This window comes from Nonomuraea sp. NPDC048826, assembly GCF_043198225.1.
In the GTDB taxonomy this organism is placed as follows: domain Bacteria; phylum Actinomycetota; class Actinomycetes; order Streptosporangiales; family Streptosporangiaceae; genus Nonomuraea.
Map to the genome: position 1 here is coordinate 792,596 of NZ_JBICUQ010000002.1, position 13,998 is coordinate 806,593.

Annotated in this window: 12 protein-coding genes; all 12 read right to left on the reverse strand. The window is 72.6% G+C overall.

All coding sequences use genetic code 11. From position 1 onward, the window contains the following. Position 1: 1 nt before the first annotated feature. Complete coding sequence (locus tag ACGFI7_RS09240) at positions 2–184, reverse strand: hypothetical protein (protein WP_393401248.1); 183 nt, start codon at positions 182–184, stop codon at positions 2–4. Positions 185–337: 153 nt separating this feature from the next. Further along, positions 338–1,189, reverse strand: a complete 852-nt coding sequence (locus ACGFI7_RS09245) for a helix-turn-helix domain-containing protein (protein WP_393401250.1) — start codon at positions 1,187–1,189, stop codon at positions 338–340. A gap of 59 nt (positions 1,190–1,248) precedes the next feature. Beyond that, complete coding sequence (locus tag ACGFI7_RS09250; RefSeq protein ID WP_393401253.1) at positions 1,249–1,497, reverse strand: hypothetical protein; 249 nt, start codon at positions 1,495–1,497, stop codon at positions 1,249–1,251. A gap of 94 nt (positions 1,498–1,591) precedes the next feature. Continuing rightward, positions 1,592–2,605 carry a phosphotransferase family protein gene (locus ACGFI7_RS09255; protein ID WP_393401256.1) on the reverse strand — a complete coding sequence of 338 codons (1,014 nt, stop codon included), beginning with the start codon at positions 2,603–2,605 and terminating at the stop codon, positions 1,592–1,594. Between the two features lie 56 nt (positions 2,606–2,661). Then, entirely contained in the window at positions 2,662–3,468 is an 807-nt protein-coding gene (locus ACGFI7_RS09260) for a GNAT family N-acetyltransferase (protein WP_393401258.1), read from the reverse strand. Positions 3,469–3,510: 42 nt separating this feature from the next. Further along, a complete protein-coding gene (locus ACGFI7_RS09265; protein ID WP_393401260.1) occupies positions 3,511–5,232 on the reverse strand; it encodes an acyclic terpene utilization AtuA family protein in 1,722 nt (573 codons plus the stop codon). After that, complete coding sequence (locus ACGFI7_RS09270) at positions 5,229–5,990, reverse strand: enoyl-CoA hydratase-related protein (protein WP_393401262.1); 762 nt, start codon at positions 5,988–5,990, stop codon at positions 5,229–5,231. The genes ACGFI7_RS09265 and ACGFI7_RS09270 overlap by 4 nt, the downstream gene beginning before the upstream one ends. Further along, on the reverse strand, positions 5,987–7,873 hold the full coding sequence (locus ACGFI7_RS09275; RefSeq protein ID WP_393401264.1) for a biotin carboxylase N-terminal domain-containing protein: 1,887 nt from the start codon (positions 7,871–7,873) through the stop codon (positions 5,987–5,989). Before ACGFI7_RS09275 ends, ACGFI7_RS09270 begins: the two co-directional genes overlap by 4 nt. Next, positions 7,870–9,402 (reverse strand): acyl-CoA carboxylase subunit beta, encoded by a 1,533-nt coding sequence (locus tag ACGFI7_RS09280; protein ID WP_393401912.1) that lies wholly within the window; start codon positions 9,400–9,402, stop codon positions 7,870–7,872. Before ACGFI7_RS09280 ends, ACGFI7_RS09275 begins: the two co-directional genes overlap by 4 nt. Positions 9,403–9,455: 53 nt before the next feature. Beyond that, entirely contained in the window at positions 9,456–10,082 is a 627-nt protein-coding gene (locus ACGFI7_RS09285) for a TetR/AcrR family transcriptional regulator (RefSeq protein WP_393401267.1), read from the reverse strand. 79 nt (positions 10,083–10,161) lie between these two features. Next, on the reverse strand, positions 10,162–12,435 hold the full coding sequence (locus ACGFI7_RS09290; RefSeq protein ID WP_393401269.1) for a protein kinase: 2,274 nt from the start codon (positions 12,433–12,435) through the stop codon (positions 10,162–10,164). Between the two features lie 167 nt (positions 12,436–12,602). Continuing rightward, the gene (locus tag ACGFI7_RS09295; protein WP_393401271.1) at positions 12,603–13,964 is read right to left on the reverse strand and encodes an FAD-binding oxidoreductase; all 1,362 of its coding nucleotides are present in this window, start codon (positions 13,962–13,964) and stop codon (positions 12,603–12,605) included. Positions 13,965–13,998 lie beyond the last annotated feature (34 nt).

Sequence of the window (13,998 nt, forward strand, 5' to 3'; positions counted from 1 at the left end):
ATCAGGCGGGGAGGGCGGCCAGGAGGAAGGCCAGGCGTGCGGCGGCGGCCTCCACGTCGTCGGCGGTGCCGAGGCGGTAACCCCACGAGGTGATGAAACTTCCATCCTCGGAGCACGTGACGGTCTCGGCGAGCGTGGCCGAGAAGCGGTTGCGCACCGAGACGTACGCGGGATCGCTCGCCAAGGAGACACCCTGAACCGACAGGTCAGGATGCCGGCCAGCATGCCAGGCGAATTGCTCGAGGCATAGCGCGGCATCAAGCATCATGCGTCACCTCCGCAACGTCTCGGGCAAAGAATTGCACGATCATGAGAGGAGGGCAAGCAATTGCGAGGGTTAATGTGGTGAATTCTTGCGGTCCTGGTCAAGGACCTTGATGATGATGTCACGTCCAGATTCGTCGAATTGTGCCGCTTTGGCGAAGTCGTCGAAGGCCTTGGTGTAGAAGGCGACGTCGTCCGGATCGCGCAGGAGCAGGTCTTTCGTCAGCGTGCCGACGGTGACCAGGGCCTCGTTGAAGATCCAGAATCCGTGCACCGGGTTGGCGGGCAGTTCCTGGGTGAACGGGATGACGCCGAACTCGACGTTCGGCAGCGTGCTGACGGCCAGCAGCCGGTCGAGCTGGCCGCGCATCACGTCGACCGGGGCCAGCCGGGTGTGCAGCGCGGCCTCCAGCACGATGAACCGGAACGTGCGCGAACGGTCGTAGAGGATCTCCTGGCGCTGCATCCGCACCCGCACCGCCGCGTCGATCTGGTCGGGAGCGCTGTAGAGGCGCTTGACCTTGCTGAACACGTGGCGCGCGTACTCGGCCGTCTGCAGCAGGCCGACCAGGATGCCCGGCTCGAAGGCGCGGAACAGCTTGGTGCGGGCCTCCAGGTCGCGCATGTCCTCCTGGATCGCGGCCAGGCCGCTGCGGTGGCGCTGCTTCCAGCCGTCGTGGCGCTCCAGCAGCGCGATGGCCTGGGCTATGAGCTCGTCGGTGGTCTCCGGCGGGGCCGCGACGGCCTGGGCCCAGACCACCACGTCGTCCTCGGTCGCCGTCTGGCGGGCGTTCTCCAGACGGGAGACCTTGGACGGCTGCCAGCGCAGCCGCTCGGCGAGCTCCTTGCCCGACAGGTGCGCCGACTCGCGCAACTGCCGGAGCTGGATGCCGAGGTCGATGCGCGCCTGCTGAAACGAGCTCACGCCGCTAGAGGCTAGACCCGTATTCCGGGATCATGCCAGACCCCTTCGCGCAATTGTGATCAACCGGTTGCTGACGGTGTCGGCACGCCCGTCGGCGCGAGCTCGGGCAGCGCCCGGGCGGCGATCTCGGTGATCAGCTCGCGGGGCACCTCGACCGCTGTCTCGCCGTCGAGCACGTCACGCAGGTCCGCGAGGGCCTCGGCGTCCGTGACCCGGAGGCCTTGGACGACGATCGTGCCGCGGTCCGTCTCGTACAGGGTGGGGCAGGCTCCGGCCTCTGACGTGGACCCCAGGAACCGCATCCGCATGACGATCCTTCCCCGAACTCGTAGCAATTGCGCGCAATTGTACGGCTCACTGCGAGAGATGTGATCGTTTTCCGGAAAAATCGTGTTATGGGTGTTAATCAAGAGAATTGTGCATGATGTGCCGGGCACGGGCGAAGAGGTCGAGTGTGGCGGCGTGCAGGGCGTCCCCGATGTCCTTGGGGGCTTTTCCGGCGAATGCCCTGGCGTGCGTGCCTTCGAGCACGATGCCCAGCTTGAAGCACGCCATGACCGCGTACCAGTCGATGGCGGACAGGTCGCGGTCGGACAGCGCCGCGTAGCAGTCGACGATCTGGCGCGGCGGGGCCAGGCCGGGGACGTGCGCGTTGCCCATCGGCCACATCGCCACCAGCCAGCCGAGGTCGATCAGCGGATCGCCGATCGTGCACATCTCCCAGTCGACGATCGCCGCCACGCGCGGCCCGTCGTAGGCGAACATGAGGTTGGCCAGGTGGTAGTCGCCGTGCATGATCCCCGGCTGGAAGGCGGCGGGCCGGTTGGCCTCCAGCCACCGCGCCGTCTCGTCCAGGCCGGGGATGTCCGGCCCGGGATAGCCGTCGAGCTCGCCGTAGGAGTCGAGCTCGCGCAGCCACCGCGGCACCTGGCGCTCCAGGAACCCCTCGGGCCTGCCGAAGCCGGGCAGCAGCCCCGGGTCCACCCGGCCCAGTTCGGCCAGCGCCGAGGCCGCCTCCAGCGCCATCCGGTGGCGGATGGCCGGGTCGCTCGCGTGCGGCTCCGGCAGCCCGGTCGAGGCGTTGAACCCGTCGACCGGCTCCATCAGGTAGAACACCGGCTCCCGCGCGGTCTGCGCGGCCACCAGCCGGGGCGCCGCGACCGGGGTGTCACGCAGCGCCGCCAGCACCCGGGCCTCGCGCCGCAGCACCTCGTTGCTCTTGGCGCGGGCGTGCTGCGGCGGCCTGCGCAGGATGTACGGCACCCCGCCGCGCTCGAAGCGCACCATCACGTTCTGGGTGCCGCCGGTGACCGGCGCGATCGCCGTGATCGGGCCACCGGGCAGGCCCTGCTCGTCCATCCAGGCGCCGAGCTCATCGAGGTCGACGGCGCTGACGTCGATATGGGTGGAGGTCATGGCGGCCTTTCAACCCCGAATCTCGTTCTGGAGGCACCCATCCTAACGTCGCGGAGTCACCCGAGCGCCTGCATGAAGGGCAGGAACTGCCGTGACCGGTCACCCGGCGGCGGCCCGCCGCGCGCCATCAGGGACACCTCCCAGGGAGCGCCGACGCCGTGCTCGCCCGCCCACCGGACCAGGCTCGCGTGCGCCAGGTCGAGGTCCATCCGCACCTCGCCGCCCACGTCGAGGGCCAGGTCGGCGATGAGCGCGCGGGCGGTCTCCTCGTCGCGGGCCACCACCGGGCCGATCACCACGTTGTCGTCGTTGCGCCAGCAGTGGCCGAACCCGCCCTCGGCCACCCGCACCCGTTCGCCGAAGACGGGCATGCGGCGCAGCAGCGCCGACCGGTCCGTGCCGAACACCTCCGCGTCCAGCGTCAGGATGCCGTCGAGATCCGCCTCCGTGGCGACGCGGGTGCGGCCGGAGCGCTCGCCCCGGAAGACGCCCGCGTGCTTGGCCACCCTGCCCACCGTGCGGAAGCCGAGGGTCTCGTACAGCGGCCTGCCGTTCTCGGTGGCGTGCAGCGACACGATCCGGTCGCCGGCCTGGTCGAGCACGTGCTCCATCAGCGTCCGCGCCATCCCCCGGCGGCCGTAGCGCGAGGCGGTGAGCACCATGCTGACCACCGCGTGGTCGTCGCCGTAACGGGTCAGGATGTTGGTCGCGGCCAGGCCGTCGCCGTCGGGCGCGTCGATCCCGTACACCTCGCCGACCTCGAACAGCAGGGTCCACTTGTGCCGCTCAGGGAGCCAGCCGCGGTCCTTGGCCAGCCGCCCGCAGGAGTCGAGGTCGTCGAGGGTGAGCCGGCGGATCAGCATGCCGGCCATCCTCGCGTACGAGGTCTCCGGCCTTCAAACCGTTTACCCGAGGCGCTCGGGGACGTCCACCGGGCAGGCGCGCAGCTCCTCGCCGAGCGCCTTGGCCTGGGCGTCCATCCGGGTGCTCGCGGCCACGCCCCGGCCGAGCAGGCCGTGCACGACGAAGTTGAGCGCGTTGAGGTTCGGCAGGAGATGGCGCTCGACGCGGTACGGGGCCAGCTCGGGCAGCAGCGACTTCAGGCGCTCGACGGTGAGGTGGGCGGCCAGCCAGGCGTGCCGTTCGGGCGTGGTGGTCCAGACGCCCAGGTTGGCGTTGCCGCCCTTGTCGCCGGAGCGGGCCCCGGCGATCCGGCCCAGCGGCATCCGCACCGTGGGCCCGTGCACCGGCCCGTGCACCGGCCCGTCCACCGGCCCGTCCACCGGTGCGGGCCCCGGGTCCGCGACGGGTTCCGGGAGGGGCCGCGCCGTCGGGCCGCCCGGATCGTCCAGCGGGATCCGCTCCCCGTCGAGGTACACCTCCGGCCGGACCTCCGACGCCGGCACCAGAACCGGCCAGTAGACCCCGTACGGCGAGGCGGGACCCGGCGGGTTGAGCCCGTAGAAGCCCGGGTAGCCGGCCAGCCCCGTCTCCACCACGGCCGAGGAGAACGCCCGCCCGGCCTTGTCGCGCTCGGCGTCCATGACCGTGATCCGCAGCAGGCCGTGGCCGGTGAGCGTGACGTCCACCTGGTCGAAGGAGTCCTTCGGGACCCGCGCCCAGATCGTCTCCTCCGCCACCCTGGCCTTGTCGGCGAGGTCGAGCCCGGTGAGCACGAGGGTCATCGTGTTGCGGTAGCCGGCCAGGTAGTTGACCGCGACCTTGAGGGTGCCGGGCGGGGGCTCGCCGCGGACGCCCGAGACGCGGACCCGGTCGGGGCCGTCGGAGGACAGGGAGATCGTGTCGAACCGGGCCACCACGTCCGGACCGGCGTAGCGCGGCCCCGCGATCTCGTACAGCAGCTGCGCCGTGACCGTGCCGACCGAGACCAGCCCGCCCGTGCCGGGGTGCTTGGTGATCACGGACGAGCCGTCGGCGTGCAGCTCGGCGATGGGGAAGCCGCAGTGCGCCAGGTCGGGCACGTCCTGGAAGAACGCGTAGTTGCCGCCCGTCGCCTGGCAGCCGCACTCGATGACGTGGCCGGCGACCACCGAGCCCGCCAGCGCGTCCAGGTCGTCCGGTCCCCACCCGTACCGCCAGATGCCGGGACCCGTCACCAGGGCCGCGTCCGTGACGCGGCCGGTCACCACGACGTCCGCGCCCGCCGACAGCGCGGCGGCGATGGGCCGGCCGCCGAGATAGGCGTTGGCCGTGAGCGGAGTGGCGGTCAGCCGCTCGCCGGTGTCGGCGTTGACCAGGTCCAGGTCGCGGCCGGTGAGATCGTCGCCGGCCACGTGCGCCACCCTGGCGGACAGGCCCAGCCGGGCGGCCAGCTCGCGCACCGCGTCCGCGCAGCCCGCGGGGTCCAGGCCGCCCGCGTTGGACACGATCTTGATGCCGCGTTCCAGGCAGGTGCCGAGCACGTCCTCCAGCTGGCGCAGGAACGTCGGCGCGTAGCCGGGGCGGCCCTTGAGCCGGTTGCCGGCCAGGATCAGCATGGTCAGCTCGGCCAGCCAGTCGCCGGTGAGCACGTCGATCGGGCCGCCCTCGACCATCTCACGGGCCGCCGACAGCCGGTCGCCGTAGAAGCCGCTGCAGTTGGCCACCCGCAGCACGGGCCCGCTCATGGGACCCAGCGGGGCGGGCGCTTGGCCATGAAGGCGGCGATGCCCTCCTGGCCCTCCTCGGAGGTGAACCGCTCGGCCGACAGCTCCGCCATCCGGCGCAGGCCCTCCTCGAACGGCACCCCGGGCAGCTCGCAGACCAGGATCTTGGTGATCGCGAGCGCCTCAGGGCCGCCCTTGACCAGCATGTCGGTGAAGTGGCGCACGGTCGCGTCCAGCTCCTCGGCGGGCACCGCCCGGTTGAGCAGGCCGATCTCCACCGCCCTGGCCGCGTCGAACACCTCGCCGGTCATGAAGTACTCGGACGCCGCGCGCGGGTCGACCCGGCGCAGCACCGGCACCGCGATCATGGCGGGCACCACGCCGAGCCGCACCTCCGAGAACGCGAACGTCGCCGTGTCGGGCGCGATGGCGAAGTCGCACGCCGTCACCAGGCCCAGGCCGCCCGCGCGGGCGGTGCCGTTGAGGCGGCAGACCACCGGCTTCGGGCTCTTCCAGATCAGGGTCAGGATGTCCGGCAGCGATCCGGTCACCGGCGCGTCGGCGGGGTCGCGCTGCTCCTTCAGGTCCGCGCCCGAGCAGAACACCGGGCCGGTGCCGGTCAGCACGATCACCCGCACCGCGTCCTCGTCGAGCGCCCACCGCAGCTGGGACTCCAGCTCGGCCAGGAGCTTGGTGGACAACGCGTTGCGGTTCTTCGGCGAGTCCAGGGTCACGGTCGCGACCCCGTCGGCCAGATTCCTGTGCACCAGCTCCGTCATGCGTCCTCTTCCTCGATCACCGCCAGCACGGCGCCCGCGTCCACCTGCCGGCCCTTCTCCACGTGCACGGTCGCGACCACGCCCGCCGCGGGTGCGGTGACCGCGTGCTCCATCTTCATCGCTTCCAGCACCATGATCGGGGCACCCTTCGCGACGCGGTCACCCGGCCCCACCTCCACCCGCAGCACGCTGCCCGGCATGGGCGCCAGCAGCGAGCCGGGGGCGACGTGCTCCACCGGTTCAGGAAGCCGCGGCACGGGGGTCAGCACCACGCCGCCCCCCGGGCCGTCGACGTACACCTTCCCGTCCCCGTACCAGCACACCTCGAACACCCGCCGCACCCGATCCTCTTCGAGCACCACCCGATACGCCCCGCCGGCCGGGGAAGGCAGCGGGCTGACCGAGAGGACGGCGGTGCCGGGCGGAAGGGGGTCGTAGACGGCCTCGGTCTCCTCGAAGCGGGCGGTACGGGGTTGCGAGCGGACGTTGCGCCACCCGGAGGGGAGGCTGCGCAGGACGGCGGCGTGGTCGCGGTTGGCGGCGGCCAGGGCCAGGGCGGCGGCCAGCGCCTCCTGGGCGCCGGGAGGCGGGGGAGCCGAGGGCGGGTGCTCGTCGAGGAATCCGGTGTGGGTGCGCCCCTCCTCGAAGGCGGGATGGGTCAGGACCTGGAGCAGCGGGCCGCGGTTGGTGGTGACGCCGTGCAGCCGGGCGGCCCGCAGGGCGGCGGTCAGCTTGCGCACCGCCTCGCCCCGCGTCGCGCCGTACCCGACGATCTTGGCCAGCATGGGGTCGTAGTGCGGCGAGACCACCGACCCGCTCTCCACCCCGGCGTCCACCCGCACCGCGCCGCTCACCTCGAACCGGTGCAGCACCCCCGACTGCGGCAGGTAGGCCAGGTCCTCCGCGTACAGCCGGACCTCCACCGCGTGCCCGTGCGGCACCGGCGGCGCGGCCGGCAGCCGGGCGCCCTCGGCCACCTCGATCTGCAGGCGGACCAGGTCGACCCCGTACACCAGCTCGGTCACCGGATGCTCGACCTGCAACCGGGTGTTCATCTCCAGGAACGCCACCCGTTCGCCCGCGACCAGGAACTCGACCGTCCCCGCCCCGGTGTAGCCGATGGCGCGGGCGGCGCGCACGGCCGCCTCCTCCAGCCGGGCCCGCAGCTCCGGCGTCACCCCCGGCGACGGGCACTCCTCGACGACCTTCTGGTGCCTGCGCTGGATGCTGCACTCCCGTTCGCCCAGCGCCCACACGGTGCCGTGACGGTCGGCCAGCACCTGCACCTCGACGTGCCTGGCGCCTTCGAGCAGCGGTTCGACGAACACGTCGCCGTCGCCGAAGGCGGCCGCCGCCTCCCGCCGCGCCGACTCCACCTCCCGCGCCAGCCCGGCGGGCCCGCGGACCACCCGCATGCCGCGACCGCCGCCGCCCGCCGACGCCTTGACCAGCACCGGGAACTCCCCGGGGGCGTCCGGGTCGAGCGTCGGCAGCACCGGCACCCCGGCCTCCGCCATCAGCCGCTTGGCCGCGGTCTTCGAGCCCATCGCCGCCACGGCCTCCGGCGGCGGCCCGATCCAGGTCAGTCCGGCGTCCAGGACGGCGCTGGCGAAGGCCGCGTTCTCGGACAGGAACCCGTAACCGGGATGGACCGCGTCCGCGCCCGACACCCGGCACGCCTCGATCACCCGGTCGATCGCCAGGTAGGTCTCGGCGGGCGTGACCCCGTCCAGCCGCACCGCGAGGTCGGCCTCCGCCACGTGCGGCGCGTCGGCGTCCGCGTCGGAGCAGACGGCCACGGTGCCGATGCCCAGCTCGCGGCAGGTACGGAAGACGCGGCGGGCGATCTCGCCCCGGTTCGCCACCAGCAGACGCCTGATCATGGCCGGAACACCCCGAACCCGGCCCGCTCCGGCACCGGCGCGCTGTTGACCGCCGACAGGCACAGGCCCAGCACCGTCCGGGTGTCGCGCGGGTCGATCACCCCGTCGTCGTAGAGCCGGCCCGACAGGAAGAACGGCAGCGACTCCGCCTCCACCTGGGCCTCCACCATCGCCCGCATCGCCGCGTCCGCCTCCTCGTCGTACACCTGACCGCGCGCCTCGGCCGCCGCGCGGCCGACGATCGACAGCACCCCGGCCAGCTGCGCCGGGCCCATCACCGCCGATTTCGCGCTCGGCCAGCTGAACAGGAACCTGGGCCCGTACGCGCGCCCGCACATGCCGTAGTTGCCCGCGCCGTACGAGGCGCCCATGACCACGGTCAGGTGGGGCACGGTCGAGTTGGACACCGCGTTGATCATCATCGCGCCGTGCTTGATGATGCCGCCCTGCTCGTACTCCTTGCCGACCATGTAACCCGTGGTGTTCTGCAGGAAGATCAACGGGGTGCGGGTCTGGTTGGCGAGCTGGATGAACTGGGTGGCCTTCTGCGACTCCTCGCTGAACAGCACCCCGCGGGCGTTGGCCAGGATGCCCACCGGGTAGCCGTGCAGCCGGGCCCAGCCCGTCACCAGCGACGCCCCGTACAGCGGCTTGAACTCCTCGAACGCGCTGCCGTCGACCACCCGGGCGATCACCTCGCGCGGGTCGAACGGCACCTTCAGGTCCTCCGGCACGATGCCCAGCAGCTCCTCCGCCGGGTAGGCGGGCTCCCGGACGGGGTACGGCTCGGCGCCCCGCTTGCGCCAGTGGAGCGAGCCCACGATGCGGCGGCCGATGCGCAGCGCGTCGTGCTCGTCGGCGGCGAGGTAGTCGGCCAGGCCGCTCACCCGGGCGTGCATCTCGGCCCCGCCCAGCGACTCGTCGTCGGACTCCTCGCCGGTCGCCATCTTCACCAGCGGCGGGCCGCCCAGGAACACCTTGGCCCGCTCGCGCACCATCACCGTGTAGTCGCTCATCCCCGGGACGTACGCGCCGCCGGCCGTGGAGTTGCCGAACACCAGCGCGATCGTCGGGATCCCGGCGGCCGACAGCCGCGTCAGGTCGCGGAAGATCCGGCCGCCCGGGATGAAGATCTCCTTCTGGGTCGGCAGGTCGGCGCCGCCGCTCTCCACGAGGTTCACGTACGGCAGGCGGTTCTCCAGGGCGATGTCGGCGGCCCGCAGCGTCTTGCGCAGCGTCCACGGGTTGGACGCGCCGCCCCGGACCGTCGGGTCGTTGGCGCTGATCAGGCATTCGACGCCGGAGATCACCCCGATGCCCGTCACCACGCTCGCCCCGACCGGGAAGTCGCTGCCCCATGCGGCCAGCGGCGACAGCTCCAGGAACGGCGAGTCGGGGTCGACGAGCAGCTCGATCCGCTCGCGGGCGAGCAGCTTGCCGCGCTTGCGGTGCCGCTCGACGTACTTGGCGCCGCCGCCCGCGACGGCCTTGGCGTGCTCGGCGTCCAGCTCCGCCAGCTTGGCGAGCATCGTCTCGCGGCGGCGCGCGTAGTCGCCGGCGGTGGTGTCGAGCCGGCTGACGATCACGATGCCTCCCCGGAATCCGACGGTGGTGTCAATCCGATGGCCCGGGCCCAGAGGCGGGTGAGGTGGTCCACGGCCGCCTCCTCGCCGGCGGGCTCGCCCAGATCGAGCCAGACGTGCGCGAAGTGCTCCACCATGCCGCCCAGCATGATCGCGGTCAGCCTCGGGTCGAGCGACGCGTCGGCCAGGCCCTGCTCCTGCAGCCGCCGCAGGCCCTCCTCGCCGCGCCGCACGAACACCTCGCGCAGCTCCAGCAGCAGGCCGCCGAACCGGTCGTCGACGGTGGCGGCGTGCTCCACCATCCGCACCATCCGCGAGTTGGCCGCCCAGGCGCGCAGGTAGAGCCGGTTGGCGGCGGCGATCCGCGCGTACGGCCCGGCGGGCGCCGACGGGCCGACCACGCTCGCCGCGAACATCTCGCCCACCACCGCCTCCGCGACCTCGGCGAACAGCGCCTCCTTGGAGTCGAAGTACGTGTAGAACGTGCCGTGCGACACCCCGGCGCGCTCGCACACGTCGTCGACCCGTACCGCGTCGTACCCGCACTCCTCGAACGCCTCCCGTCCCGCGCGCAGCAGCGCGGCCCGGGTCCGCTGCCCTCGGCGGGTCAGCGATTTGACGATCACGTCAGAAACCGTAGCGCCCTCGGGCCCGCATGAGAAGGGCCGCCCTCCCGGAGGGGAGAGCGGCCCGCGAGGTCAGAGGTCAGCCGCAGTGGCTCCAGCCGGACTTCCAGCTCACGCCCTCGAAGGAGCCGCCCCAGATGACGCACTTCTTCTTGGCGGCCAGCCGGAGCGGGCCCGAGTACCTGGTGAAGCGGCCCGGGTCCGAGGCCGACGCGCCGCCCTTGACCTGGAGGTGCGAGCTCATCAGAACCTTGCTGGGGTGGACGTAGAGCGACTTGGTCACCACGCAGTTCTTGCCCTGACCCGTGTGGTAGAGCAGGTAGATCATGGCGGTGTCCTTGCCGGACTTGTCGGCCAGCTTGCGCTGGTTGATCACCTTGTAGCCGGTGCCGCACAGGGCGACCACGTTCGTGGTGTTCTTGGCCAGCGGCTTCGGGCGCGGCTTGGTCGGCAGGCTCGTCTCGCCGCCGCCGTCCGTGGGCTCGACCGTCGGCTCCAGGTCCGGCTCGACGAGGGTGTCCCGCTTCTTCTTCCGCGTCTTCGTCGGGGTCGGCGACGGCTTCGTGGTCGACGGGCGGGTGGTGGGGATCACGACCGTGTCGGGCACCTGGGTGGCGGCCTCGTTCGGCTTCTTCTTCCTGGTCTTGGTGGGCTTGGCCTCTTCCAGGTCCGGCGTGGGCACCGGGGAGTAGTCCTCCGGGGTGGGCTGGCCCTGGGCCGTGGCGGCGGAGGTCGCGGTGCTGTTGTCCACGTTCACCACCGGCGTGGACTTGGCGTTGGCCTGTACCACGACGGCGCCGACCACCACGAGCAGCGCGGCCGCGGCGGCGCCGGACAGCGCGAAGGTCAGCGACCGGCGCTGCTTGGACATCGGCTCCCGGGGAGCCTTCGCGGGACCGCCCCGCCCGGGAGCGGTCGCACCCGGCTGCCCGGGCCCGTGCTGTCCTGGTACGTGCGGACCTTGACCGTGTTGTCCAGGCGCGTGCGGGCCCTGGCCGTGCTGTCCGGGCGCGTGCTGGCCTGGAGCCTGTTGCCCTGGTACGTGCGGACCCTGGCCGTGCTGTCCGGGCGCGTGCGGGCCCTGGCCGTGCTGTCCCGGTCCGGGCTGTCCTGGGGCCTGCGGGCCCGGCCCGTGCGGTCCCGGCGTCCCGGGCATGCCCGGGACGGGGGCCGGGAAGGCGGGGCCGCCCTGGCCCGCGGGCCCGGGGTGCTGCCCGAACGGCGGCTGCCCGCCCATCCCGGGCTGGCCAGGCTGTCCGGGGGTCGCCGGGTGCCCGCCGCCGGTGGTCTCGGGCGCGCCGCCGGGCGCACCAGGAGGCCCGTACGCGCCGGTCTGCGGCATCGGGTCGCCCGCGGGCATCCACGGGTTCTGCGGCGCACCAGGCTGACCGGCACCCGGCTGACCCGCCCCGGGCTGACCGCCGGGCGTTTGGTGCGTTCCGGCGACGGCGCCGAACGGGGCGGCGGAGGGGTAGGGGGCGGGCTCGTAGGCGGGCTGGGCCTGCGGGCCGGAGACCGGCTCGATCGCGGCGTTCGGCGCGGGCTGCCCCGTCAGCTCGACGATCAGCCGGTCGGCCGACGGCCGCTGGGCCGGGTCCTTCGACAGGCAGAGCGCCACCAGCTCGGCCAGCCGCCCCTCCATGCCGCCGAGCTGCGGCTCCTGGTGCAGGATGCGGTTCATCACGACCGGGATCGAGTCGGCGCCGAAGGCCGGCTTCCCGGTGGCGGCGTACACCATGGTGACGCCCCAGGCGAACACGTCCGCCGCCTCCGACACCGGCGCGGCCCCGGTGAGCTGCTCGGGCGCCAGGTAGGACGGGGTGCCCATGGCCATGCCGGTGGCGGTCGCGCCGGGCGCGTCGAGCGCGCGGGCGATGCCGAAGTCGATCACCACGGGACCCTCGGGGCCCATGAGCACGTTGGCGGGCTTGAAGTCGCGGTGCAGGATCCCGGCCCGGTGGATGGCCGCCAGCGCGGTCGCGGTGCTGATCGCCAGCCGCTCCAGCGCGGCCCCACGGCGCGGCCCCTCGTTGATCACCAGCTCACGCAGCGACGGCCCCGGCACGTACTCGCTGACGATGAACGGCCGGCTGCCCTCCAGGTCGGCGTGGAGCACCGGCGCGGTGCAGAACCGGGCGACCCGCTGGGCCACCGCGACCTCGCGCAGGAACCGGGCCCTGGCGTCCTGGTCGGCCGTCAGCGCGTTGTGCAGCAGCTTGACGGCGACCTGTTCGCCGGACGCGGTCCTGCCGAGGTAGACAACACCCTGGCCGCCCTCGCCGAGCCGGGCGACGATCTCGAACGCGCCCAGCCGTTGCGGGTCGTCCGCCATCAACGGCTGGAACTGACTCACCCCGGACCCCCATACAGATCAATCGCAGGGGCAAAACGCTACCAGTGTGACTATTGGGATGGGTCGCTACCTGGAAAGTCTTTCGGATCTGACGCCCGTGTGTCAGCGTTTCGGTGCAGGTCGTCACCGTGATCGCGACCGAGGTCACGTCTTGGTGAACACGCCTGTCAGATGGCCTTGCCGGGGTTCAGGATGCCGAGCGGGTCGAACACGGCCTTGATGCCGTGCTGCACCTCACGCGTCACCGGCCCGGCCTCCAGGTCGAGCCAGCGCCGCTTGAGCACGCCCACTCCATGCTCGCCGGTGAGCGTGCCGCCCAGCTCCAGCGCCCGCGCGAACACCTCGTCGGCCGCGGCCCACACCTCGGCCGGCGGCTCGCTCGTACCGTGCTCGAAGATGAAGACCGGGTGCAGGTTGCCGTCGCCGGCGTGCGCGACCGTGCAGATGCGCACGCCGTGCCGGACGGCGGCGGCCTCGATCGCGCCGATCATGTCGGGCAGCACCGAGCGGGGCACGCACACGTCCTCCACCAGGCACGCGCCGAGCCGCTCCTTGGCCTGGTAGGCCATCCGGCGCAGCCCGATCAGCTCCTCGGTCTCCTGCGGGCTGGAGGAGACGGCGACGAACGAGGCGCCGTTGTCGAGGCAGAGCCGCTCCATCCGGGCGGCGACGGCCTGGCCGTCGGAGGCGTCGGACTGGCCGATCAGCATGGCCATCGTGCCGGGCTCCAGGCCGATGTTGCGCCAGTCGTCGATGGCCTCCAGCGTGGCCCGGTCCAGCAGCTCCATCAGCGACGGCTGGCAGCCCGCCGCCATGATCGCCGACACCGCGGCGCCCGCGTCGCGCAGCGACCCGAACTCGGCCGCGAACGTGGCAGGCTCCGCCGCGGGAACCGGGCGCAGCCGCACGGTCGCGGCGGTGATCACGCCCAGCGTGCCCTCCGAGCCGACGAACAGCCCGGTCAGGTCGTAGCCGGTGACGCCCTTCACGGTGCGCCGCCCGGTGTCGAGGATCCGCCCGTCGGCCAGCACCACCTCCAGGCCGAGCGCCGAGTCACGGGTGACGCCGTACTTGACGCAGCGCAGCCCGCCGGCGTTCGTCGCCAGGTTGCCGCCGATCGTGGAGATCTCGTACGAGGAAGGGTCCGGCGCGTACATGAGCCCGTATGTCCTGGCCGCCCGGTCGAGGTCGGCGGTGATCACGCCGGGCTCGACCACGGCGATCTCGTCGGCGGGGGAGAGCTCCCTGATCGCGTCCATCCTGGCCAGGGAGAGGACGACCGCGCCGTCACCCGCCGTGGCCCCGCCGGCGAGCCCGCTGCCCGCGCCGCGCGGCACCACCGGCACGCGGTGCTCGCTCGCCCAGCGCAGCGTCGTCACCACGTCGTCGCGGGAGCCGGCCAGCACCGCGGCGAGCGGTCTGCCGGGCTCCACGAACGTGCGGTCGCGCGCGTAGGAGTCGATCACGTCGGGGTCGGTCACGACCCTGCCCTCGGGCAGGGAGCTCACCAGGACATCGATGGGTCTCACATGAAGCACCCTACGGTTTGCATGGAGTGTCGAT